The organism is Nonomuraea sp. NPDC047897 (assembly GCF_043204415.1).
In the GTDB taxonomy this organism is placed as follows: Bacteria; Actinomycetota; Actinomycetes; order Streptosporangiales; family Streptosporangiaceae; genus Nonomuraea.
Window position 1 is genome coordinate 234,701 of sequence record NZ_JBIDCC010000011.1, and the last position, 23,519, is coordinate 258,219.

Annotated in this window: 22 protein-coding genes; 9 read left to right on the plus strand and 13 right to left on the minus strand. The window is 71.8% G+C overall.

Annotated features, from left to right (window positions below; translation table 11 throughout):
* Nucleotides 1-91: 91 nt before the first annotated feature.
* Both ACGF0J_RS25275 and ACGF0J_RS25280 read left to right on the plus strand, forming a co-directional pair.
* Nucleotides 92-622, plus strand: coding sequence for a PH domain-containing protein (locus ACGF0J_RS25275; protein WP_393149439.1), 531 nt, complete (start codon nucleotides 92-94; stop codon nucleotides 620-622).
* Nucleotides 619-2,181, plus strand: coding sequence for a PH domain-containing protein (locus tag ACGF0J_RS25280; RefSeq protein ID WP_393149440.1), 1,563 nt, complete (start codon nucleotides 619-621; stop codon nucleotides 2,179-2,181). The genes ACGF0J_RS25275 and ACGF0J_RS25280 overlap by 4 nt, the downstream gene beginning before the upstream one ends.
* A gap of 53 nt (nucleotides 2,182-2,234) precedes the next feature.
* On the opposite strand, the gene ACGF0J_RS25285 is transcribed toward ACGF0J_RS25280, so the two are convergent.
* From ACGF0J_RS25285 to ACGF0J_RS25295, 3 genes are all read right to left on the minus strand, one after another.
* Nucleotides 2,235-3,740 (minus strand): hypothetical protein, encoded by a 1,506-nt coding sequence (locus ACGF0J_RS25285; RefSeq protein ID WP_393149441.1) that lies wholly within the window; start codon nucleotides 3,738-3,740, stop codon nucleotides 2,235-2,237.
* A 498-nt stretch (nucleotides 3,741-4,238) separates the two neighbouring features.
* Nucleotides 4,239-5,669, minus strand: a complete 1,431-nt coding sequence (locus ACGF0J_RS25290) for a serine/threonine-protein kinase (RefSeq protein ID WP_393149442.1) — start codon at nucleotides 5,667-5,669, stop codon at nucleotides 4,239-4,241.
* A complete protein-coding gene (locus ACGF0J_RS25295) occupies nucleotides 5,659-7,173 on the minus strand; it encodes a serine/threonine-protein kinase (RefSeq protein ID WP_393149443.1) in 1,515 nt (504 codons plus the stop codon). Before ACGF0J_RS25295 ends, ACGF0J_RS25290 begins: the two co-directional genes overlap by 11 nt.
* A gap of 73 nt (nucleotides 7,174-7,246) precedes the next feature.
* Here ACGF0J_RS25295 and ACGF0J_RS25300 point away from each other — a divergent pair, with 73 nt between their 5' ends.
* Both ACGF0J_RS25300 and ACGF0J_RS25305 read left to right on the plus strand, forming a co-directional pair.
* Nucleotides 7,247-8,983, plus strand: a complete 1,737-nt coding sequence (locus tag ACGF0J_RS25300; protein ID WP_393149444.1) for a DEDD exonuclease domain-containing protein — start codon at nucleotides 7,247-7,249, stop codon at nucleotides 8,981-8,983.
* 86 nt (nucleotides 8,984-9,069) lie between these two features.
* Nucleotides 9,070-9,357: an Lrp/AsnC family transcriptional regulator gene (locus ACGF0J_RS25305; RefSeq protein ID WP_393149445.1), complete on the plus strand. Its 288-nt coding sequence runs from the start codon at nucleotides 9,070-9,072 to the stop codon at nucleotides 9,355-9,357.
* Between the two features lie 101 nt (nucleotides 9,358-9,458).
* Here the strand turns inward: ACGF0J_RS25305 and ACGF0J_RS25310 are convergent, their stop codons facing one another.
* Genes ACGF0J_RS25310 through ACGF0J_RS25325 form a run of 4 tightly spaced genes read right to left on the minus strand, consistent with a single transcriptional unit; the run spans nucleotide 9,459 to nucleotide 13,730 of the window.
* On the minus strand, nucleotides 9,459-11,135 hold the full coding sequence (locus ACGF0J_RS25310; protein WP_393149446.1) for a cytochrome bc complex cytochrome b subunit: 1,677 nt from the start codon (nucleotides 11,133-11,135) through the stop codon (nucleotides 9,459-9,461).
* Entirely contained in the window at nucleotides 11,132-12,256 is a 1,125-nt protein-coding gene (locus tag ACGF0J_RS25315; RefSeq protein WP_393149447.1) for a Rieske 2Fe-2S domain-containing protein, read from the minus strand. Before ACGF0J_RS25315 ends, ACGF0J_RS25310 begins: the two co-directional genes overlap by 4 nt.
* Nucleotides 12,253-13,062 carry a c-type cytochrome gene (locus ACGF0J_RS25320; RefSeq protein ID WP_393149448.1) on the minus strand — a complete coding sequence of 270 codons (810 nt, stop codon included), beginning with the start codon at nucleotides 13,060-13,062 and terminating at the stop codon, nucleotides 12,253-12,255. Before ACGF0J_RS25320 ends, ACGF0J_RS25315 begins: the two co-directional genes overlap by 4 nt.
* Before the next feature lie 14 nt (nucleotides 13,063-13,076).
* A complete protein-coding gene (locus tag ACGF0J_RS25325; protein ID WP_393149449.1) occupies nucleotides 13,077-13,730 on the minus strand; it encodes a heme-copper oxidase subunit III in 654 nt (217 codons plus the stop codon).
* 196 nt (nucleotides 13,731-13,926) lie between these two features.
* Between ACGF0J_RS25325 and ACGF0J_RS25330 the strand changes: the two genes are divergently transcribed.
* Nucleotides 13,927-14,325, plus strand: coding sequence for a response regulator transcription factor (locus tag ACGF0J_RS25330; protein ID WP_101783492.1), 399 nt, complete (start codon nucleotides 13,927-13,929; stop codon nucleotides 14,323-14,325).
* Between the two features lie 9 nt (nucleotides 14,326-14,334).
* Nucleotides 14,335-15,375, plus strand: coding sequence for an anthranilate phosphoribosyltransferase (gene trpD, locus ACGF0J_RS25335; protein ID WP_393149450.1), 1,041 nt, complete (start codon nucleotides 14,335-14,337; stop codon nucleotides 15,373-15,375).
* A gap of 141 nt (nucleotides 15,376-15,516) precedes the next feature.
* On the opposite strand, the gene ACGF0J_RS25340 is transcribed toward trpD, so the two are convergent.
* The 4 genes from ACGF0J_RS25340 to ACGF0J_RS25355 form a co-directional block, all read right to left on the minus strand.
* Complete coding sequence (locus tag ACGF0J_RS25340) at nucleotides 15,517-16,716, minus strand: Ig-like domain-containing protein (protein WP_393149451.1); 1,200 nt, start codon at nucleotides 16,714-16,716, stop codon at nucleotides 15,517-15,519.
* 137 nt (nucleotides 16,717-16,853) lie between these two features.
* Entirely contained in the window at nucleotides 16,854-17,267 is a 414-nt protein-coding gene (locus ACGF0J_RS25345) for a cytochrome c oxidase subunit 4 (RefSeq protein WP_101783147.1), read from the minus strand.
* Nucleotides 17,264-18,928: a cytochrome c oxidase subunit I gene (gene ctaD, locus ACGF0J_RS25350; RefSeq protein ID WP_393149452.1), complete on the minus strand. Its 1,665-nt coding sequence runs from the start codon at nucleotides 18,926-18,928 to the stop codon at nucleotides 17,264-17,266. Before ctaD ends, ACGF0J_RS25345 begins: the two co-directional genes overlap by 4 nt.
* Complete coding sequence (locus ACGF0J_RS25355) at nucleotides 18,925-19,719, minus strand: cytochrome c oxidase subunit II (RefSeq protein WP_393149453.1); 795 nt, start codon at nucleotides 19,717-19,719, stop codon at nucleotides 18,925-18,927. The genes ctaD and ACGF0J_RS25355 overlap by 4 nt, the downstream gene beginning before the upstream one ends.
* A 201-nt stretch (nucleotides 19,720-19,920) precedes the next feature.
* On the opposite strand from ACGF0J_RS25355, the gene ACGF0J_RS25360 reads away from it, so the two are divergent.
* From ACGF0J_RS25360 to ACGF0J_RS25370, 3 genes are all read left to right on the plus strand, one after another.
* Nucleotides 19,921-21,063 carry a cysteine desulfurase family protein gene (locus ACGF0J_RS25360; RefSeq protein ID WP_393149454.1) on the plus strand — a complete coding sequence of 381 codons (1,143 nt, stop codon included), beginning with the start codon at nucleotides 19,921-19,923 and terminating at the stop codon, nucleotides 21,061-21,063.
* Nucleotides 21,060-21,305: a sulfurtransferase TusA family protein gene (locus ACGF0J_RS25365; protein ID WP_393149455.1), complete on the plus strand. Its 246-nt coding sequence runs from the start codon at nucleotides 21,060-21,062 to the stop codon at nucleotides 21,303-21,305. The genes ACGF0J_RS25360 and ACGF0J_RS25365 overlap by 4 nt, the downstream gene beginning before the upstream one ends.
* Before the next feature lie 85 nt (nucleotides 21,306-21,390).
* Nucleotides 21,391-21,825, plus strand: coding sequence for a CBS domain-containing protein (locus ACGF0J_RS25370; protein ID WP_393149456.1), 435 nt, complete (start codon nucleotides 21,391-21,393; stop codon nucleotides 21,823-21,825).
* A gap of 108 nt (nucleotides 21,826-21,933) precedes the next feature.
* On the opposite strand, the gene ACGF0J_RS25375 is transcribed toward ACGF0J_RS25370, so the two are convergent.
* A complete protein-coding gene (locus tag ACGF0J_RS25375; protein WP_393149457.1) occupies nucleotides 21,934-22,920 on the minus strand; it encodes a carbohydrate kinase family protein in 987 nt (328 codons plus the stop codon).
* A 122-nt stretch (nucleotides 22,921-23,042) separates the two neighbouring features.
* Nucleotides 23,043-23,396, minus strand: a complete 354-nt coding sequence (gene erpA / locus ACGF0J_RS25380; protein ID WP_043638338.1) for an iron-sulfur cluster insertion protein ErpA — start codon at nucleotides 23,394-23,396, stop codon at nucleotides 23,043-23,045.
* Nucleotides 23,397-23,519: the final 123 nt, after the last annotated feature.

Consider the following 23,519-nt stretch of genomic DNA (forward strand, 5'->3'; position numbering starts at 1 on the left):
TCCCGGAACCCGCGGACAGCAGACCAAAGTCGATGCGCCGCGAGACCGACGGCCGAGGCGCGCGGACCGGCGCGGGCGCGAGGCTGCAGGTATGCAAGGGGATAGACGCACATCCGGCCGGGCGCACCGGCAGGGCACGATCGCGCTGCGCCCGCCGCGCCACCAGGCCGACCGGCGGGCCGTGGCCTGGTGGACCGTCCAGGGACTGCTCCTCGCCGTGCCGCTCACGGGGGCCGCGGCGGCGGCGTACTGGACGTTCACCGACCGGCCCGGCTGGCTCGGCGTGCTGGTGGCCGTGCTCGGGGCGGGCCTGCTGCTGTTGGCGCTGGCCGGCCCGCACGCCGCCTACCGGGTGGAGCGCTGGGAGGTCACCGACGAGGCCGTCTACACGCGCACGGGCTGGCTGACCCACACCTGGCGGGTGGCGCCGATGTCGCGCATCCAGACCGTGGACACGGCACGCGGGCCCGTGCAGCGGATGTTCGGCCTGGCCGACGTGACCGTCACCACGGCCTCCGCCTCGGGCGCCGTCACGATCGAAGGGCTGGACCACGAGCTGGCCGCCGAACTGGCCGCCCGGCTGACCACGCTCACCCAGGCCACGCCCGGTGACGCCACATGACCTGGCGATCGTTGTCGGCGCGGAGCCTGTGGGCGTCGTCGGTCCAGTCGCTGGCCGTCGTGGTGCCCGTCGTGGTCGTCGTCGCGCGCGTGCTGTCCGGGCTCGGCTGGGCGACGGCGGCGATCGTGTGGACTGGCGCGGGCGTCGCGCTGCTCACGGTGGCCGCCGTCCTGGTCTACGACGCGCTGCGCCTGCGCGCCACCCGCTGGCGGCTCACCGGGGACCGGCTCGAACTGCGCAGCGGCATCGCCGTACGGCAGCACCGTTCGGTGCCGCGCGACCGGGTGCGCAGTGTGGACCTGCGCGCCGATCCCCTCCGGCGGGTGCTGGGTCTGACCGTCGTCAAGGTCGGCACCGGCGAGCACGCGGGCGAGCAGGCCGAGCTGACCCTCGACCCGCTCACCCGGCGCGACGGCGAGGCGCTGCGCCGCGCCCTGCTGCCGCCGGACGCGAGCGCCGCCGGGGCGGAGCACGGCGACGGCGTGCTGGCCGAGCTGCGCTGGTCGTGGATCAGGTACGCGCCGCTGTCGGTGTGGGCGTTCACCGGCGGCGCCCTGGTGCTCGGCGCCCTGTACAAGCCGCTGGACGCGCTCGGGGTGGAGGCGTTCTCCGAGGAGACGCTGCGCGCGGCGTGGCAGTGGGTGAGCGGGCGGCCGTGGGTGACGGTGCCGCTCCTCGTGGCGGGCAACGTGGCGCTCGGCGTGCTCGGCTCCGGGCTGCTGTTCGCCGAGTCGTGGGCCCGCTACCGGCTGGAGCGCGAGCCCGGCCGGCTGCGGCTGAGCAGGGGGCTGCTGACCAGTCGCTCGCTGACGCTGGAAGTACGCCGGCTGCGCGGCGTGGAGCTCCGCGAACCGCTGCTGCTGCGGCTCGGCGGCGGCGCGCGGGTCACCGCGGTGGCGACCGGGCTCGGCAAGGCCGAGGAGGGTGAGACCGAGGACGTCGCGGCCCTCACCCCGGCGCTCCCCCGCGCTGAGGCGGCCCGGCTCGCCGCCCGCGTCGCCGCCCTGGCCCCCACCGGCCGCGCCGGGGCCGCCGCGCGTGAGGTGCCCGAGCCGGTCGGCCACCCTCGGGCGGCGCGGCGCAGGCGGCTGGTCCGGGCGCTGGCCGGGGTGGCGGTGCTCACCGCGGCCTGCCTGGCATGGGTGTCGTGGGCGGAACGCCAGGGGTGGGAGGCGTGGGCGGGCGGCTGGGTCTGGCTCGTCCCGGCGCTCGCGCTGCCCGCCGCCCTCTGGCTGGCCGTGGACTCCTACCGGAGCCTCGGGCACGCGCTGGGCGCCCGCCACCTGGTCAGCAGGCACGGCTCGGTGGCGCGCCGCACGGTCGCACTCGACCGGGCCGGCATCGTCGGCTGGACGATCAGGCAGTCGTACGGGCAGCGCCGCTCCGGGCTGCTGACCGTCTCCGCGACGACGGCCGCGGGCGCCGGGCACTACGACGTGCTGGACGTGGGCCACGACGACGGGCTGCGTCTCGCGGCCCATGCCGTGCCGGGGCTGCTCGACCCGTTCCTCGTCCCCGTGGTCGGCGGCGACCGGCCGCTCGTGGACGCCGCCCGCTGATCCGCCGGCGGGACGCTGCCCGCCGGCGGGACGCTCAGCCCCCGGCGGGACGCTCAGCCGCCGGTGGGCTCCTTGGCCAGCTCGGCGAGGTACGCGCGGGCCACGGTGAGCGCGCCGGCGCGCGCCTCCTTCTCGGGCATGAGCCGCACCTTGGGCGAGTTGGCCGGCTCGCCCTTCGGCCGTTCGGCGCCCGAGTAGTCGACGCTGACCACCACGGCGCCCCGCCGCATGACCACGGAGGCGCTGCCGCTGTGCACGTCCATGCGCCGGTACTTGATGTAGTGGCCGTACGCGGCCTCGCCCAGATCCTTCAGGTCGATCACCTTGCCCCAGGTGATGCCGCCGAGCGCGCCGCCCTCCATCCCCGTGTCGCCCCCCCGCTCCTTGGCGAAGTACCCCCGGGCGGCGCCCACGTCGGGCGCTCCTGCCCGGTTGGTGAACCGGTGCGTGGTGATCAACACGCTGCGGATCCGCGTGACGTCGTCACCGGCGGGGGCGTCCAGGTTGAGCCACCGGCACTCCGTCTGCGCGTCGCCGCCCGCCCCGCCGGCACGCGCCCGCGGCGTGGGGTTCGGCACCAGGCGGCTCGCCACCGGCTCGACGGCCTTGCACGCGGGCGGGAAGGCGACGACCCGGGGTGAGGACGTCGGCTGGGCGGTGGGCGAGCTGGAGACCTGCCCACGGGGCACGGCGAGCACGCCCGGGTGCCGGGCCTTCCAGGCGGTGACGCCCTTGGCGGCCTCCCCGACCAGGGCGGTCACCTCGCGGACGGCGTTCTCCTCGCTGACGGACTGGGTGGTCTTGTTCGTCAGGACGGCCGCGTCCTTGCGCTGCTGCGACGCCTGGTACTTGACCTCGATCGTCATGTCGCCGACCCGGGCGTGCGCCTCGCCGTAGGAGTACCACAGGACGGTGCCGGAGCGCCGCCAGACGTACTGGGCGAAGGCGCCGTCGCCGACCCCCGGGATGTCCGTGACGGGCGAGGTGTAGTCCTTGTCGCCGGGTTCGGCGCTGGACTTGGCGCTGGGCTTGGCCGTGGCACGGAACTTGGCGCCGCTGTAGCCGACCTCGTAGGAGTTCTGCGCCATGGACCGGCCGGTCTTCGCGCCCTGACCCTTGTGCTGGCGCACCTTCACGTCCACCTCGCGGCTGCGCCAGTAGTCCCCGAACGAGATCCGGCGGTTCGTCCAGTTGCAGTCGAAGTTGACGGTGTACTCGGTGTCGCGGGACGTGCCGGACACCGTCGCGCCGGGCACCAGCCGGTCCGTCGTCGCGTCGGAGAGCATCGCGCAGACGTCGGGCCCCTGGACCGGGGTCGCGGGCACGGAGGCGGGCGGCTTCGCCACGGTGCCCGTCCCCGCGGGGGTCCTGCCGGACACGAGGTAGGCGCCGGCGGCGCCCGCGATCGCGAGGACGACGGCCGCCGCCGCCACGGGCAGCACCCAGCCACGCCGCTTGCGCGGGCCGGACGGTGTGCCAGGGAGCGCCGACGGCAGGGTGGGCGGCAGGAGGGACGGCGGTGTGGGCAGTGGGGTGGGCGGCGGGCCCTGCGGGGGCACGCCGGGAGGCGCGGGGGGCTGCCGGGCGTAGGGGCCCGGGTGGTGGGGGCCCGGGTGGTGGGGGCCCGGGTGGTGGGGGCCCGGGTGGTGGGGGCCCGGCGGGTACTGCGGAGCGGGGCCCGGGGGATGCGACGGCCAGGGCGACGAGGGCTGCTGCGGACCGGAGCCATGCGGGTGGTGCGGGCCGGGCGCGGAAGGCTGGTGCGGGTGGGGATGCGGGCCGGGGCCCGGATGCTGGTGAGGGCCGCTCGGCGGATGCCGAGGGTCGGGGCCGGGAGGCTGGTGGGGGCCGGGCGCCGGTGGAGGCGTGGCCGGCCAGGCGGGCGCGGGCGGGTACTGCCTGCCGGGCTCCGGCCCGGGCGGGTTCGGCGGCTCGTACTCGCTACCGGGATTCACGGGGGACTCCTGATGTTCGCCATGACGTGCGAGTCCATATGCTAGTAAACGCACTTGAAGGCCACTTACCGATCGGCGTTCCAGCGGAGGCAGGACGGCCCCTCACTGCCCGAGCGCCGCTGACACGAGCCGGGCGGCGGCGACGGCCGTGGCCCGGCCCGCGCCGGGATCGTCCACCGGCACGTCCGCGCGGCGGACCAGCACCTCTCCCATGAGGTTGCTCCGGCGGAAGAGCACCACGCTGTCCGAGCGCCCGACGTCGCCGGAGCTGAACTGGAAGACGACCTGCGCGAACGCCTTCTCGCCGACGCCGGTCACGTCGGACACCGGGCCGGTGACCTTGCCGAACACCGTGCCCCGCGCCCCCGCCCTGGCGACGCGCTCACCGGCGAACCTCAGCTCGGCCATGGCCGCCCCGCCGAGGTCGCCGTTCGGCCGCTCGGCCCAGACCCGCACCACGATCCGACGGCTGCGGTGGGAGCCCTGCTCCACCTTCCACTCGCACGCGCCCGGCATGGGCACCGCCCGGCGGACCTGCCCCTCAAGCAGTTCGGCCGCCTGCGCGTCGCCGAGCAGCCGGCACGGGTCGGGCGCCGTGGCGAACCTGCCCGTGTCGGGCCCGCCCCGCAGCGCGGCGACGCCGTACCAGCCGCCGACACCCACCAGCACGGCGGCGACGGCCGCCACGGGGGCGAGCCACCAGCGGCGGCGACCGCGGCCCGGCTCGGCGACCGCGGCCAGCCGCTCGCGCACGTGGGCGGCCGGGGGCCGCACGGCCGGGTCCTTGGCGAGCATCGCCATGATCAGGTCACCGAGCACCCGGCCGGCCCTGCCGGGGTACGGCGGGGTGTGCAGCAGCACGGCGGCCGCCACGGCGGCGGGCACGGGCCGCTCGAACGGCGCCCGCCCCTCGGCCGCCGCGTACAGAGCGGCGCCCAGCGACCACAGGTCGGAGGCCGGGCCGGCGGCCTGCTGGTTGAGGCGTTCGGGAGCCATGTAGCCGAGCGAGCCCCCGCCCGGCCCGCCTCCGTCCTGACCGTGCAGGGGCACCGCGATCCCGAAGTCGGTGAGCATGGCCGAGCCGTCGGCGTCGAGCAGGATGTTGGCCGGTTTGACGTCGTGGTGCAGCATGCCGTGCAGGTGCGCCGTCTCCAGCGCCGACAGCACCCGCAGCCCGATGCGGGCCACCTCGTGCGGCGGCAGCGGCCCGCCCTCCTTGATGACCTTGTCCAGCGAGCGGCCGGTGACCAGGTCCATGATGATCCACGGCTGGTCGCCGTCGAGCACCACGTCGTGCACCAGGACGATCGCGGGGTCGCGCAGCCGCCCGGCCGAGCGGGCCTCGTGGATGGCCCGGCCGGTGAACGCCGACCTCTCCTGCGGGGTGAGGCCGGCCGGCACGCGCACCTGCTTGACCGCCACCTGCCGGTCGAGCACCTGGTCGACGGCCCGCCACACGGTGCCTGCGCCGCCTTCGCCGAGCCGCTCGACGAGCAGGTAGCGGCCGGCGAGCAGGTACGGCTCAGCCCGCACGGCGCAGCGTCCCCTCGACCGCCCGCGCCGCCGTGAGCGCGTTCCGCTGGATGTCCTCGTCGCCCAGCCGGTTCCCCAGCGTCGTGTAGTGCGCCCGGACGACGAGGTTGGCGAGCCGGTAGTACACGTAGGCGGAGTGCGTCCGCTGCGTCGGCCCCTTCAGCTCGTGGACGAACGCCTCCTCGCCCAGGCCGCCGAGGGGGCGGACCGGCGTGATCGTCGCCTTGAGGCGGCGGTCGGCCCCGATCTCCGGCCAGGTCCAGTCGATCTGCCCGCCGCCGTACTTGGCCCACGCGCGACGCTGGTTCCCGAACAGCGTGCGCGCCGTGGCCGGCGTCATCGACCACGGGTCGGGGGTGTCGGAGTCACGTTGCACCTGGAGGCCCAGCCCCTGCTGCTGCTCCTTGGCCGGCCATTCGCAGCTGGGTCCCTCGTCGTTGGAGCCCGGCCGCCCCTTGGGCGGACTCTGCATGCGCAGGATGCGGCCGACCTCCTCCTGCGTCAGCAAGGAGCACACGTCCATCGGCACGACGAACGCCTCGGGCACCCCGTCGTCCTGACCGCGTACCACGACGAACGTGACCGCCACCGCGACGGCGGCGAGCGTCACCGCGGCCGCCGCCCACAGCCAGGCGGCCCGCCCGCGTCTCCTGACCCGGCGCGGCGCCGTGGCGTCGTGGTGCGGAAGCTGGGGCGCCTGGCCCGCGGCGACCTGCCTGAGCGCGTTGCGGGCGCTCCAGGCGTCGGGCCGGGCGACCGGGTGGCGCGCCGTCATGGCGGCCACGACCTCGCCGACCGGCCCGGAGGCGCGCGGCGGCGGCACGGTGAGCGTGGCGGTGATCCGCTCGCCCGGCGCCCCGTCGTACATCGGCCGGCCCTCGACCGCGACGTACAGCGTCGCCCCGAGCGACCACACGTCGCTGGCCGGCCCGCCGGGGTCGCCCTCCAGCCGCTCCGGCGCGATGAATCCCGGCGAGCCGATCATGACGCCCTGCTCGGTGAGCGCGGCCTGGCCCTCCTGGCGGGCGATGCCGAAGTCGGTGAGCACCACGCGGCCGCCGTCGGTGAGGAACACGTTGCCCGGCTTGACGTCGCGGTGCTGCAGCCCCTGCGCGTGGGCGGCGGACAGCGCCTCCAGCACGTCGGCGCCGATGCGCGCGGCGTGCTCCTGCGGCATCGGCCCGTGCCGCTGGACGACCTCGCCCAGCGTGCTGCCGCGCAGCAGCTCCATGACGAGCCAGGGCCGGTCGTGCTCGACGATCACGTCGTGCAGCGCCACGATGCCGGGGTGGCGCAGCCGCGCGGTGGCCTGCGCCTCGCGCACGGCGCGGGTGACGAGCTCGGCCCGCTCCGCGGGCGGCAGGCCCTCGGGCAGGGTGAGCTCCTTGACCGCCACCTCGCGGTCGAGCATCTCGTCCCTGGCCAGCCACACCCGCCCCATGCCGCCGCTGCCGAGCGGCCGCACCAGGACATAGCGGTCGGCGAGTCTTCCTCCCCCGGACATAACCGGAAGAGTAACGAAGTATCCAAGGCGACGGATATCGGTCCGCGACGCCCGACTGTCGGTCGGCCTCTCTATGGTCTTGGTCGTGGACGCGGTTCAAGGCACTCTCGACGAGCTCGGCACCCCGCTGAGTGACGTCACGTTCGTCGTGTTCGACCTCGAGACGACCGGCGGCTCACCGGCCGAGCACGCGATCACCGAGATCGGCGCGGTCAAGGTGCGGGCCGGCGAGGTGCTGGGCGAGTTCTCCACGCTGGTCGATCCCGGCGGGCCGATCCCGCCGTTCATCTCCGTGCTGACCGGCATCACCGACGCGATGGTGGTGGCCGCGCCGCGCATCGAGACGGTGCTGCCGAGCTTCCTGGAGTTCATCCACGGCACCGCGCTGGTGGCGCACAACGCGGGGTTCGACACCCGGTTCGTCAAGGCGGCCTGCGCCGCCCACGGCTATCCGCCGCCGGCCAACCCGGTCGTCGACACCGTCGACCTGGCCCGCCGGGTGCTGACCCGCGACGAGATCCCCAACGCCAAGCTGGGCACGCTGGCGAGGTTCTTCCGCAGCCCGGCCGAGCCGTGCCACCGCGCCCTGCAGGACGCCAGGGCGACCGTCCACGTGCTCCACGGGCTGATCGAGCGGGCCGGTTCGTTCCAGGTGCACACGCTGGAGGAGCTCAAGTCGTTCGTCCGCGCCCCCACGCCCGAGCAGCAGCGCAAGCGCCACCTGGCCGAGTCGGTGCCGCACGCCCCCGGCGTCTACCTCTTCGAGGACGAGCGGGGCGAGGTCCTCTACATCGGCAAGTCCACCAACCTGCGCAACCGCGTCCGCTCCTACTTCACCGCCGGCGAGACCCGGCCGCGCATCCGCGAGATGATCGGCATCGCCGAGCGGGTCCGCCACATCGTCTGCGCGACCGCCCTGGAGGCCGAGGTACGCGAGCTGCGCCTCATCGGCGGCGCCAAACCCCGCTACAACCGCCGCTCCCGCTTCCCCGAGAAGGTCGTCTGGCTCAAGCTCACCCAGGAGCCGTTCCCCCGCCTGTCCATCGTGCGCGAGCTGAAGGACGACGGCGCCGCCTACCTCGGCCCGTTCGGCAGCAGCCGCGCCGCCGAGGAGGCCCGCACCGCGCTGCACGAGGCGGTGCCGCTGCGCCAGTGCACCCAGCCGATCAGCCTGCGCACCCGCCGCTCGGCCTGCGTGCTGCACGAGATGGGCCGCTGCGGCGCCCCCTGCGAGGGCAGGGAGAGCCCCGCCGACTACGCCCTGCACGCCGCCAACGCCCGCCGCGCCATGACCGACGACGCCTCCCTGGTGTTCGCCGCGGTGACGGCCCGCATGGAGCGGCTGTCCCTGGAGCAGCGCTACGAGGAGGCGAGCGTCGACCGTGATCGGCTGGCCGCGTTCGTCCGCGCGGCCGCCCGCATGCAGCGCCTGTCCGCCATCACCCGCATCCCCCAGCTCGTCGCGGCCAGCCCGGCGTTCGACGGCGGCTGGGACATCCACGTCGTCCGGTACGGCCGGCTGGCCGCGGCGGGGGTCATGCCGCGCGGCGCCCATCCCACGCCGTTCGTCGAGTCGCTGGTCGCCACGGCGGAGGCGGTCATCCCCGGCCCGGGGCCCGTCCACGCGGCCAGCGCCGCGGAGACCGAGTGCATCCTGCGGTGGCTGGAGTCGCCCGGGGTGCGGCTGGTGGAGGTCGACGGCGAGTGGAGCCTGCCCGCCCACGGTGCGGCCCGGCACAAGGCCCGCATCGACCTGGCCTACCGCCCGCTCACCCCGCCCAACCGCCGCGAAGGCCGCCCCCTGACCTGATCTCCCCGCTCTCCCGGACATTCCCGGGCCGCGTCGCGGCGTCCGGCGGGCGGCGGGCCGGGGACGTCACCCGCTAGAGTTGGGCCATGGTCACGGCTATCGTTCACATCAACGCCGAGGTGGACCGGATTCCGGAGGTCGCCCAGACGATCGCCGAGATCGACGGGGTCAGCGAGGTCTACTCCATCACCGGCGAGTACGACCTGCTGGCCATGGTCCGGGTCGCCGCCTACGAGGAGATCGCCGAGGTCGTCCCCGGCCGCATCAACAAGGTCGCCGGCGTGCTGCACACCGAGACCCACATCGCCTTCCGCGCCTACTCCCGCCACGACCTCGACGCGGCGTTCTCGATCGGCTTCACCGAGTCCGACTGAAGCCCCCGCGCCCGCCTGGGGCACGGCTCCGGGCCTCCCGCGAGGAAGGCCGTGGCCCGGACGGAGAGTTCCGTCCGGGCCACGGCTTCGGCCTGGTGGCGTCAGTGCGTCAACGACCGGCCGTCGTCGTCCGAACCTGAGCCCGAGCCCGAGCCGACGGCGGCGTGCTCCTCGTGGCCGTGGCCGTCGCCGTGCGCCTCCTCAAGCGGAATCTTCTCGCCGCCGTACGCCTTTGACATGCGGGCGCGCAGCTTGCCGATCGGACCGCGCATGCCCTTCGGCGGGATGCCGGAGCGGTCCTCCTCGACCGGCAGCATGGGCACCGCCTTCTTGCCGCGCACGTGCGCCTCGATGTCGTCCGCCGGAGCGGTGTGGACCTCGATGAACTCACCGTGCGGCAGCCGCTTGATGACACCCGACTCGACACCGTGCGAGATGACCGCCGCGTCGGAACGCTGCAGGCCGAGGCAGATGCGGTAGGTGATCATGTAGGCGATCGCCGGGCCGGCGAAGACGAGGACCCGGCCGGCGTAGGTCGTCCAGTTGAGGTTGATCTGGAAGAACGCCGACAGCTCGTCGTTGGCGCCGAGCAGCCACAGCACGCCGTAGAACGTGATGGCCGCCATGCCGATCGAGGTGCGGTGCGGGTTGTTGCGCGGACGGTCCACGACGTGGTGCTCGCGACGGTCGCCCGTCACCCACTGTTCGAGGAACGGGTAGAGCGCCAGGCCCGTCATGATGATGCCCATCGGCACCAGCGCCGGGATGATCACGCTCAGCGGCAGCGTGCCCGCGTGGGCCGTGCCGAACATGTTGATCTCCCAGGCCGGCATGAGCCGCAGCGAGCCTTCGAGGAAGCCCATGTACCAGTCGGGCTGCGATCCGGCCGACACGTCGGCGGGCGTGTAGGGGCCGAAGATCCAGATCGGGTTGATCTGGGTGAAGGTCGCCAGGCCCGCGACGACCGCGAACGTGAACAGGAAGTACGCGCCCGCCTTGGCCATGAAGGCCGGGTAGAACGGCGCGCCCACCACGTTCTTGTCGTTGCGTCCCTTGCCGGGCATCTGGGTGTGCTTCTGCACCCACATGAGCACCATGTGGGCCGAGATCAGCGCCAGCAGGATGCCCGGGATGAGCAGGATGTGCAGCGCGTAGAACCGCGACATGACATCGTGCCCCGGGAACTCCCCGCCGAACAGGAAGAACGTGATGTACGTGCCGACCAGCGGCAGCGAGATCGCCACGCCCTCGGTGATCCGCAGGCCGGCGCCGGACAGCAGGTCGTCGGGCAGCGAGTAGCCGGTCAGGCCCTCGGCGAGCGCCAGCGTCAGCAGCAGCACACCGATGATCCAGTTGAGCTCGCGCGGCTTGCGGTAGGCGCCGGTGAAGAACACCCGCAGCATGTGCACGACCATGCCGGCCACGAACAGCAGGGCCGCCCAGTGGTGCATCTGCCGCATGAGCAGGCCGCCGCGCACCTCGAAGCTGATCTCCAGCGACGAGGCGTACGCCTCGGACATCATGACGCCCTTGAGCGGCGCGTACGGGCCGTCGTAGGGCACTTCCAGCATGCTGGGCTTGTACCACAGCGTCAGGAACGTGCCCGTCAGCAGCAGGATGACGAACGAGTAGAGGGCGATCTCACCGAGCAGGAACGACCAGTGGTCGGGGAAGACCTTGCGCAGGTTGCGCTTGAGGAAGTTGCCCGCGCCGATGCGGTCGTCGAGGTAGGACGACGGACCTGCGATGGCCTTGGGAACGGTTGTCAGCTCGCTCATGCCTGGCCTCCCTTGGACCTGGCCTCGGCCTCGGCGTCGCCGCGCTCCCAGTAGCTGGGACCGACGGGCACGTCGAAGTCGCCCTGCGCGATCAGGTAGCCCTGGTCGTCGACCGTGATCGGCAACTGCGGCAGCGGCCGGGCGGCCGGGCCGAAGATGACCTTGGCACCGTCGGCCGCGTCGAACGTCGACTGGTGGCAGGGGCAGAGGATGTGGTGGGTGGTCTGCTCGTACAGGGCGGCCGGGCAGCCCACGTGCGTGCAGATCTTGGAGTAGGCCACGATGCCGTCGTGCGTCCAGTTCTTGTTCGTGCCCGACTTGATCTCTTCGGGACGGAACTTGATCAGGATCAGCGTGGCCTTGGCGAGGGCGTTGAGGTCGTGCTCGTAGCCCTCGGGCACGACCGACAGGATGCCGCCCGGCGAGTTGAAGTCGGCGGCGCGGATCGGCTGGCCGGTGCCCTCGACGACGAGGCGCAGCGGCTTGCCCTCCTTGTTCTTCTCGCCCCAGACGGTGTGGCGCAGCGTCTCGTTGAACTTGGACGCCGGCATCTTGGAGTTGTCGAGGTCGCGCAGCAGCACGAGCGGCAGCAGCCCGAGCGGCGCCGCGGCCAGCAGCATCGTGCGGCGCAGCAGCGGCCGCTTGACGAACCCGCTCTCGTTGGCGCCCTCGACGAAGGTGTCGGCGACGACCTCACGGGTGTCGTCGTCGGAGGCCATCGTGTGGCGCTCCTGGATGAGCGAGTACTTCGGCATGATCTGGCGGACCCAGACCACGATGCCGATCGCCAGCCCCAGCAGCGCGAGGGTGAGCGTCCCGCCGAGCGCGAAGTTGGAGGTCCCGGTCGCGTCGAGGCTGCCGACCTGGAACACCACGTAGGAGATGATGAAGGCGATGGCCGCGAGGAACGTCACCGTGAAGCAGAGCGCCACGATCCTCTCGGCCTTGCGCGCCTTCTGCTCGTCCTGGAACGTCACGCCGGAGATCTCGGAGGTCTCGGCCTCGCGCGGCTCCGCTGACTCCCCGTGGCCGAGCAGCGAGGTGCCCGCCGCTGGGGTGCCGATGACGCGCTTGGGAACGCGCTCGTCGACCTGCTCGTTCTCGTGCTCGTTGTCTGTCATGACTTCTGTCGCTTCTTCGCGGTGATCCAGATGGCGGCCAGTGCAAGCGCGGCGATGCCCACGACGAACGCTACGAGACCCTCGGTCACGGGGCCGATGCGGCCCAGCCCGAAGCCTCCCGGGTCCTTCTGCGCGCGGACCTCGGTGATGTAGGCGATCATGTCGCGCTTCTCTTCGGGGGTGATCGTCGTGTCGTTGAAGACCGGCATGGCCTGCGGGCCGGTCACCATCGCCTCGTAGATCTGCTCGGGCGTGGCGTCGTTGAGGTTGGGGGCGTACTTGCCCCGCGTGAGCGCGCCACCGGCGCCCGCCCAGTTGTGGCACTGGATGCAGTTGGCGCGGAACAGCTGGCCACCCTTGCCGGCGTCACCCTTGGCGGGGTCGACCTGGTCCTTGGTGGGCACCGTCGGGCCACCGCCGAGCGACTGCACGTAGGCCGAGAGCTGCTTGATCTTCTCCGGGGTGACCCAGGCGGCCATCGGCTTGCGCGGCATCTGGGCGCCCGGGTTGGCGGCGGGCATGCGGCCCGTGCTCACCTGGAAGTCGACCGCGGCCGCGCCCACGCCGATCAGCGTGGGACCGGTCGAGGTGCCCTCCGCGTTCAGGCCGTGGCAGCTGGCGCAGTGAACCTGGAACAGGCTCTTACCGGCCGCGACGTCGTCGACCTTGCCGGACGCGAGGGCCGCGTCGGCGGGCTTGCTCGCCTGCACGAAGGCGGCGTATACCATCCCGACCAGCGCCAACGCCAAAATCAGGACGGCGTATCTCGCGAGGGGATGCCGCCGCCACGCGGTGGTCCTAATCACAGAGATCCCGTTCCTTAACGAATGATGTAGATGGTCGCGAAAAGACCGATCCAGACGACGTCGACGAAGTGCCAGTAGTAGGACACGACGATCGCGCTGGTGGCCTGCTCATGCGTGAAGCGCTTCGCGGCGTACGTGCGTCCCAGCATGAACAGGAACGCGATCAGGCCACCGGTCACGTGCAGGCCGTGGAAGCCCGTCGTCAGGTAGAACACCGAGGTGTAGGCGTTAGCGGACAGGGTCGCGCCCTCGCTCGCCAGCTCCATGTACTCGTACAGCTGACCGGCGACGAAGACGGCGCCCATCAGGAAGCTGACGATGTACCAGAAGCGCAGCTTGCCGACCTGCCCCTTCTCCGCGGCCCACACGCCGAGCTGGCACGTCACACTCGACAGCACCAGGATGATCGTGTTGACCGTCGCGAACGGGATGTTCAGGTGAGCGGCACCCTCGGCTGAGGCCCCCTCACGCAGCATTGCGGGGCCCCACTCGAAGCCGTTGCCGAGGCTCACCGACCGGATGGTGAAGTACATCGCGAACAGCGCCGCGAAGAACATGAGCTCAGAGGACAGCCACACGATCGTCCCGACGCTGACCAGGTTGGGTCTGCGGGACGAGTGTGCTGTCGTCGTCGAAGTTATTGCGGATGCTGTCGCCACGAGCAGCATTATTGCGGCTCCAGTGGTCGGTCCGGCGCACGACCCCCCGTTAGCGGGCGGCGGCAGGGCGGCGACCTGCGATAATCAGGATGAAAGCCCTGCTGGGGACGGTGGCCTGGGACTCCGCGCCACCGCACCGGTACGATCCCAGTTGACCATACCGCTTCGACCGATAGCGAGCGCGACCGTGAGCACCGACGACACGATGAGGGTCCTCGTCTACAGCGACGACGCCGCCACCCGCGAGGAGGTACGGCTGGCCCTCGGCCGGCGCCCGGCGGCCGACGTCCCGCTCGTGGAGATCGTCGAATGCGCCACCGAGCCCAAGGCGCACCAGTGGCTCGGCTCCGGCGAGATCGACGTGGCCGTGCTCGACGGCGAGACCCAGCCCGCCGGCGGCATGGGCGTGTGCCGGCAGGCCAAGGACGAGGTCTACGACTGCCCGCCGATCTGCCTGATCGTCGCCCGTCGCGACGACCGGTGGCTGGCCGAGTGGTCCAGGGCCGACGCCGTCGTTCCGCAGCCGCTGGAGCCGATGGTGCTGGCCGACACCGTCGCCGACCTCATGCGCCGCCGCTCCTCGACCCGACTCAACGCGAAGTAGGTGCCCTCCGTGGATGCCCGGACGACCTGGCCTGCCCTGCTGTCGGCACTCCTCGCCGGCGAGCATCTCACCGCCGACGAGACCGCCTGGGCGATGCGGGAGATCATGTCCGGCTCCGCGACCCCCGCGCAGATCGCCGGCTTCGCCGTCGCGCTGCGCGCCAAGGGCGAGACCGTGGCCGAGGTGGTGGGCCTGGCCCGCACCATGCTGGAGCTGGCCACACCGCTGAGCGTGCCGGGCCCGGTCGTCGACGTGGTCGGCACCGGCGGCGACCGGGCGCACACGGTCAACGTCTCCACCATGGCCGCCATCGTCGCCGCGGCGGCGGGCGCGCGGGTGGTCAAGCACGGCAACCGGGCGGCCTCCTCCTCGTGCGGCGCCGCCGACGTCCTGGAGCACCTGGGCATCCGGCTCGACCTGACACCCGAGCAGACCGCGCGGGTGGCGCGGGAGGCGGGCATCGCGTTCTGCTTCGCCCCCGTCTACCATCCCGCGCTGCGCTTCGCCGGCCCGCCGCGCAAGGAGATCGGCGTCCCGACCGTCTTCAACTTCCTCGGCCCGCTCACCAACCCGGCCCGTCCCGCCGCGCAGGCCATCGGCGTCTACGACGCCGCCATGCTGCCGGTGCTCGCGGGCGTCTTCGCCGAGCGCGGCGTGTCGGCGCTGGTCTTCCGCGGCGACGACGGCCTCGACGAGCTCACCATCGCGACCACCTCCACGGTGTGGACGGTCCGGGACGGCGCCGCCACGCAGACCGTCTTCGACCCGGCGGTGCTCGGCATCCCGCGCGCCGACGCCGGGGCGCTGCGCGGCGGCGACGTCGCCTTCAACGCCCAGGCGGTGCGTGACCTGGTGGCCGGCCGGCCGGGGCCGGTGCGCGACGCGGTCCTGCTCAACACCGCCGCCGCCCTGGTCGCCCTCGACGGCCCGGCCGACGACCTCGACTCCGCCATGATCGACGCGTACGCGCGGGCGGTCCAGGCCGTCGACTCGGGCCGCGCCGCCGCCACCCTGGACCGCTGGGTCGAGGTCAGCAGCGCCGTCTCCTGACCGGGTCCCGCCGGCGTCGCTCCAGGAGCGTCGGGGACGGCCGGGCCGCCGTCCCCGCGACGCGGGGGCGGGCGGCACGGCCGGGGCCGTGAGGAGGCGCGCTGGAGGCGTCCCGGGGCCCGGCCGCCCGTCGAGGGGCGGTCAGATGTCCATCGGGAGGGTCGGGCCGTCCTTGGTGGAGCTCCACCGGAGCCACTGCTTCCAGTTCTCCTGCCAGTGCCCCCACCCGTTGGTGGGCTCCAGTTCCCGGGGCGTGCCGGTGATGATGATCGGGTCACCGATGAGCGTGTTGTCGATGAACCACTTCGCGTTGGTCGGGCTGACGTTCACGCAGCCGTGGCTGACGTTGGAGTTGCCCTGCGACCCCACCGACCAGGGCGCGCTGTGCACGTACTCGCCGCTGTTGGAGATCCGCACCGTGTTGTACACCGTCAGCCGGTAGTAGCCGGCCTGGCCGGGGCCGATGCCGGGCGAGGTCATGATGGTGACGGGCTCGCGGGACATGGCCAGGTGCACGCCGGAGGTCGTGTAGTACTTCCAGACGCCGCCCTTGCCGGCGCTCATCGGCATGGAGCGGACCTTCTTGCCGTCCCGGACGACGTGCAGCACGTGCTCCTGGGTGCTGCCCTTGGTGATCTGCGAACGGCCGATCCTGAAGTCGAGCGTCACGTCACGCTTGCCGTACATGCCCTCGCCGCCGCGCACGCCGGCCAGGCGGGCCTCCAGGCGGACGCTGGTGCGGGCGGGCCAGTACTTCTCGGGCCGGAAGTCGACGTGCTGGTCGTCGAACCAGTGCCAGGCTCCGTTCACCGGCTTGGAGGTGCGGACGATGAGGTTGCGCTCGACGGAGACGCGGTCGGTGACGGGCTGGTCGAAGGCGATCATGATGGGCATGCCGACGCCGACGGTCAGGCCGGTGTAGTCCTTGCTGGGGGTGAGCTGCTCGATGTCGAAGGTCTTGGTCGCCTTCACGGTCGAGAAGGTGCTGGTGGTCCGCTTCTCCCTGCCGTCGGGGTTCACGGCGACCGAGGTGACCGTGTAGGCGGCGCCGGGCCTGGCGGTGCGGTTGCTGCGCCAGCGGGTGCCGTCGGCGCTGATCCGGCCCGGCAGCTCGCCCTGCTTGCCGGTGACGCGGACGCTCCTGAGCGTGCCGCCCTGCGCCGCGACGACCACCGTCTCGTCCGTGGGGACGTTCCCGGACCTGTCGAGGGGGGTGACGCTCACCGTGACGTCGGGCGCCGCCTGCGGTGCGGCGGCCCGCTCCCGCGACCCGTCCTCGGCGCACGCCACCAGCAGAGACAGGGCCAGCAGGCCGGCACAACCAACAGCAAGGCGCCCCACGAGTACTCCCCCGTCCCGTTCGGTCCCTTCGCCTGCCTATTACCCAGCGTGATGCATTCGTCACAGCGGCGGCGCGTAAAGGGCGGCAAAAAGCGGGCGCCCTCCCCGAGGGAGGACGCCCGCTCGGCAGCCGTGGATCAGTGGGAGAAGTTGCCCCGGTAGTACTGGAACACGAACCCGATCATGGCCATGATCACCATGAACACGCCGATCAGGAACATCCAGAGGCCGATCACGAACCCGGCGAAGGCGAACGCCGCCGCCAGGCAGAGGAACAGCGGCCACCAGCTGCTCGGGCTGAAGAAGCCCAGCTCGCCGGCGCCGTCGCTGATCTCGGCCTGCTTGTCGTCCTCCGGCTGATTGCCGATGCGCCGGGCCGTGAACATCAGGTAGTAGCCCACCATGAAGGCGAAGCCGACCGAGATGGCCATGGCCGTGGTGCCGACGGGCTCACCGACACCGGTCTCCGCCTTGGTCCAGAACCAGTAGGCGATGTCGACGGCGGCGAAGAACAGGCCGCACAGCAGGAACAGCCAACCCTGGACCTTCATCGGGCCTCGACCTCCTGGGCGGACTTGGCGGACACGTGCGGGTAGCGCATGTCGAACGCGGGGCGCTCGGACCGGATGCGCGGCAGCGAGGTGAAGTTGTGGCGCGGCGGCGGGCAGGACGTCGCCCACTCGAGCGAGCCGCCGAAGCCCCACGGGTCGTCGACGGTGACCTTGGGCGCGGTGCGCCAGGTCTTCCAGACGTTGTAGAAGAACGGCAGCGTCGAGGCGCCGAGCACGAACGCGCCCACCGAGGAGATCATGTTGAGGTCGGTGAACCCGTCGATCTCGCTGTAGTCGGCGTAGCGGCGCGGGAAGCCCAGCACGCCCAGCCAGTGCTGGACCAGGAACGTGGTGTGGAAGCCGATGAACAGCAGCCAGAACTGGATCTTGCCGAGCCGGTCGTCGAGCATCTTGCCGGTGAACTTGGGCCACCAGAAGTAGAAGCCCGCGAACATCGCGAACACCACGGTGCCGAAGACCACGTAGTGGAAGTGGGCGACGACGAAGTAGGTGTCGCTGATGTGGAAGTCGAGCGGCGGCGAGGCCAGGATGACACCGGTGAGACCACCGAGGAGGAAGGTGATCAGGAAGCCGATCGAGTAGAGCATCGGCGACTCGAAGCTCAGGTGGCCCCGCCACATGGTGCCGATCCAGTTGAAGAACTTCACGCCCGTCGGCACCGCGATGAGGAACGTCATGAACGAGAAGAACGGCAGCAGGACCTGCCCGGTGGGGAACATGTGGTGCGCCCACACCGTGATCGACAGACCGGCGATGGAGATGGTCGCGGCGACGAGGCTGATGTAACCGAAGATCGGCTTACGGCTGAAGACCGGCAGGATCTCGGTGACGATGCCGAAGAACGGCAGCGCGATGATGTACACCTCGGGGTGGCCGAAGAACCAGAACAGGTGCTGCCACAGCATCGGCCCGCCGTTGTCCATGGCGAAGATCTGGGTGCCGAGCTTGCGGTCCGACTCCAGGGCGAGCAGCGCGGCGGCCAGCACCGGGAAGGCCATCAGCACGAGCATGCTGGTGAGCAGGATGTTCCAGGTGAAGATCGGCATCCGGAACATGGTCATGCCCGGCGCGCGCATGCAGATGATCGTGGTGATGAAGTTGACCGAGCCGAGGATCGTGCCCAGGCCCGACAGCGCCAGACCCATGATCCACAGGTCGGGGCCGATGCCCGGCGAGTAGATCGCGTTGGACAGCGGCGTGTAGGCGAACCAGCCGAAGGAGGCCGCTCCGCCGGGGGTGAAGAAGCCCGCCACGGCGATGGTGCTGCCGAACAGGTAGAGCCAGTAGCTCACCATGTTGAGGCGGGGGAAGGCCACGTCGGGGGCGCCGATCTGCAGCGGCATCAGCTCGTTGGCGAAGCCGGCGAACAGCGGCGTCGCGAACATCAGCAGCATGATCGTGCCGTGCATGGTGAACAGCTGGTTGAACTGCTCGTTGGTGGTGAACTGCAGTTCGGGCTGCATCAGCTCGGCCCGCATCACCAGCGCCATGACGCCGCCGATGAGGAAGAAAGCGAACGACGTGATCAGGTAGAGGTGTCCGATGATCTTGTGATCGGTGGAGGACAGCCACTTGGCGATCACCCGGCCCTTGGGAGTGGGCCGGACGGGGGTCACGAGGGGTTCTTGGATGGCGGTCACTGGGCACTCCCAGCCTGGGTCGCGATGTACTGGTCGTACTCAGCCTGCGTGACGAGCTTCACGCTGAAGAGCATGCGGCTGTGGTCGACGCCGCACAGCTCGGCGCAGCGGCCGGCGTAGACGCCGGGCTTGTCCAGCGTGGTGATCTGGAACTTGCGCCCCTTGTTGCCCTCGGGGATGCCGGGGATGACGTCGCGCTTGAAGTTGAAGGCCGGCACCCAGAAGGAGTGGATGACGTCCGGCGACTCCAGGTCGAACTCCACCCGCTTCTTGACCGGCAGGACGAGCTGCGGCCCCTCGCGGTAGTCGCTGACCGGCTTGCCGACGACCTGGGGGAGCGTCTTGCCGTCGACCGTCGAGGTGAAGCGCCAGCTCCACTGGAACGCCTCGACCCTGACCTTCACGTCCGGGTTGGCGGGCAGCGCCTCCAGGGTCCGGCTGTCACGCGCGGTGAAGAAGAAGAACACCGACACCATGACGAGCGGGATGACGGTGTAGAGGATCTCGATCGGCAGGTTGTAGCGCACCTGGGGCGGGAGCTCGGCCTTGGCCCGGCTCTTGCGGTGGAACAGGCACGCCCACACGATCAGGAAGATGACGACGGCGCCCGTGGCGAGCGCAGCGATCCAGGCCCCGTTCCAGAGGCTCGCGATCGTGTCGCTCTGGGAGGTGATGCCCTCCGGCAGGAGGCCACGAGACCAGTCGGCCTTGGGAACGTCATTAGCACACGCCGTAGCGGAGGCCAGCAGCAACGCCAAAACGGCGGCGCGCGGCACCCCGCGCCGGGCCAACGAACGCCGTGTCGAACGGCGAGTCGGACTCACGGATCGCCTACCCCACAGATAGAGCCCAAGAGCCACTCTTGGGCGCTCGTATTTCCATATGCACAGCTGATTGCAGACACATTAGCGTGCAGGGGCCTCGCCCTCCCGCGCGCCCCCTCGGTGCGCCGCCCGGTGCCGCGCCGCGAGCGCCGTGCCCCGGGTGGGACGATGGGTCTCGTGGCGTACTTCGACGCGGCCTCCACCGAGCCGCTGCACCCCCAGGCGCGCGAGGCGCTCCTGACGGCGATCGACGCCGGCTGGGCCGACCCCGCGAGGCTCTACAACCAGGCCCGCCGCGCCCACCTGCTCCTGGAGCAGGCCCGCGCGGAGGTGGCCGAGGCGCTCGGCGCGCGGCCCGACGAGGTCTCGTTCGCCTCCTCGGGGACGCAGGCCGTGCATCTCGGCATGCTCGGCACCCTACACGGCAGGCGGAGGGCCGGGCGCCATCTCGTCACGGGCGCGGTCGAGCATTCCAGCGTGCTGCACGCCGCGCAGGCGCACGAGCGCGGCGGCGGCACCGTCGAGACGGTGGGCGTGAGCCTGACCGGACGGGTCGACCCCGACGCCTTCGCGGCGGCCGTGGCGCGGGAGGGCGTGGCGCTGGCGTGCCTGCAGACCGCCAACCACGAGGTGGGCACGCTGCAGCCGGTGGAGGAGGCGGCCGAGGCGTGCCGGCGGCACGGCGTCCCCCTGTTCGTGGACGCGGCGCAGACGGCGGGCCGGCTGCCGGTCCCGGCGGGCTGGTCGGTGCTGGCGGCCAGCGCCCACAAGTGGGGCGGGCCGGCCGGGGTGGGGGTGCTGGCGGTGCGCAAGGGCACCCGGTTCCGGTCGTTCCTGCCGGAGGACGAGCGGGAGCGCCGGCGCGTCCCCGGTTTCGAGAACGTGCCCGCGATCGTGGCGGCCGCCGCCGCGCTGCGCGCCGTGACGGCCGAGGCCGAGACCGAGCGGGCGCGCCTGTCGGCGCTGGTCGACCGGATCAGGGAGACGGTCCCGAAGGTCGTGCCGGACGTGGAGGTGATCGGCGAGCCGGTCGAGCGGGCCCCGCACATCGTGACGTTCTCCTGCCTGTACGTCGACGGCGAGGCGCTGCTCACCGAACTCGACAGGGCCGGCTTCGCCGTGTCGTCCGGAAGTTCGTGCACCGCTAGTACGCTTCGTCCATCGCACGTCCTGGAGGCGATGGGCGTGCTGACGCATGGGAATGTCCGGGTCTCGCTGCCCAGGGGCGCCTCGGCGGCGGAGGTCGACAGGTTTCTCGCCGTGCTGCCCGACGTGGTGCGCCGGATCCGCCAGGACGCAGGAGTCGCATGACCGACGTTACTCAGCCCGCACTGACGATCGACGCGCTCGGCAAGAAGTGCCCGATCCCGATCATCATGCTCGCCGAGCAGATCAACTACGTGCCCCTCAACGCCGTGGTGGCCGTGCTGGCCGACGACCCGGCGGCCTACACCGACGTGCCGGCCTGGTGCCGGCTGAAGTCGCACCGCCACGTGGGCTCGTACGAGCTGCCCGAGGGCGGGTGGGCGATCCACGTACGACGGAACTACTGACGGGCGATATGTCGGACATGTGGCATTGTGTCCGATCTGGGTAAGGGGTCCTGCGGACCATCGCCGACCTTCCGGGAGGACAGCCATGACCGCAGGACATCCGCACGAGACCGCCCGTGACGTCATGCATCCGGGCGCCACGTGCCTGCCGGAGCACGAGACCCTCGACCGGGCCGCCCAGATGATGCGCGACCACGGCGTCGGCGCGCTGCCCGTGTGCGGCGGGGACGACCGCATCATGGGCATCATCACCGACCGCGACATCGTGACCAGGTGCGTGGCCCAGGGGCACGACCCCGCCTCGATCCGCGCGGCCGACCTCGTGACCGGGCTGGTGTCGGTGACTCCCGACACCCCGATCCAGGAGGCCCTCGACCAGATGGAGCGGCACCAGATCAAGCGGCTGCCCGTCGTCGAGTCCGACCACGTCGTGGGCATGATCAGCGAGGCGGACCTGGCCAGACACCTGCCTGACGACCAGCTCGCCGACTTCGTCCACCGCGTCTACGCGAGGGGCTGACCGCTCAGGTCGACCGGGCCGAGCCCCGCCGGCTCACCGTCCCCGCCGCGCACCGGCGCACGGCGGGGACGCTCACGTCCAGGGGGTCGGGACCGCCGGGACCGCCGGTCAGGGGTGGTGGCAGCGGACGTGCGCGCCGACCTCGGAGGCCGGGCCGGCCCCGTACGCGGCGGCGAACCGCTCCAGGAAGACCTTCTGCCCCAGCTCGTACTCCTGGCCGCCGACGCGCTCCAGCACGTGGGTGGCGGTGAGGTTGCCGATCTGGCCGCACCGCTCCAGCGACAGGCCCCACGCGAGCCCGGCGAGGAACCCGGCGCGGAAGGCGTCACCGACGCCGGTGGGGTCGGCCTTGCCCAGCTCGGGGGCGGGGGCCACGTGGATGGCCGGCTCACCCTTGCGGTCGATGACGGCGCCCTTGGGGCCGAGCGTGGTGACGCGGACGCCGACCCGGTCGAGGATCTGCTCGTCGGACCAGCCGGTCTTCTGCTCGATGAGCCCCTTCTCGTAGTCGTTGGAGAACAGGTAGGCGGCGCCGTCGACCAGCTCGCGGATCTGCTCGTCGGCCATGCGGGCGAGCTGCTGGGACGGGTCGGCGGCGAACGGGATGCCGCGCTGGCGGCACTCGTCGGTGTGGCGCAGCATCGCGTCGGGGTCGTTGGGGCTGATCAGCACCAGGTCGAGACCGCCCACGCGGTCGGCGACCGGCTGCAGCTCGATGAGCCGCGCCTCGGCCATCGCCCCGGTGTAGAAGGAGGCGATCTGGTTGTGGTGCTCGTCGGTGGTGCACAGGAAGCGGGCCGTGTGGTGGTGCTCCGAGACGTGCACGGACCCGCAGTCGACGCCGTGGCGCTCCAGCCAGGAGCGGTAGTCGGCGAAGTCGCCGCCCACCGCGCCGACGAGGATCGGCGCCAGGCCGAGACACCCCATCCCGAACGAGATGTTGGCCGCACACCCCCCGCGACGGATCTGCAGATCGTCGACCAGGAAGGAGAGCGACACCCGGTCGAGCTGCTCGGCGATGAGCTGATCGCCGAAGCTGCCTGGGAAGGTCATCAGTTGGTCTGTCGCGATGGAGCCGGTCACGGCGATGCGCACGGGATTCTTCTTCCTCGTTGTCAGCAGGCCAAAATGGGCCCCCCGAGAATACGCGAAGGTCCCGCGCGCACAAAGGCGGGCGGGACCGTGCGGCACCGCGAAGGTGACGGCCTGTCAGACGCCTAGTTGAAGGAGTCGCCGCAGGCGCACGAACCGGTGGCGTTGGGGTTGTCGATGGTGAACCCCTGCTTCTCGATCGTGTCGACGAAGTCGATGGACGCACCCATGAGGTAGGGGGCGCTCATCCTGTCGGTGACCACGCTCACGCCACCGAAGTCCGACACCACGTCGCCGTCCATCGAACGGTCGTCGAAGAAGAGCTGGTAGCGCAGCCCGGAGCAGCCGCCCGGCTGCACGGCCACGCGCAGCTGCAGGCCTTCCTCGCCCTGCTGCTCGAGCAGGCTCTTGACCTTGGCGGCGGCCGCGTCAGTCAGGATCAGGCCCTGCGCTGTGGTCTCGCTGCTCTCAACCGTCATCTGCTGACTCCCTAACCCGGCTGTCTGTTTCTGACGTCCTACCTAGACGCTACCAACTCCCATCGGGTGCCCGACATTCCCGGGCCGCCTCACCCCGGAACGGAACACCCCGGACCATGTGCC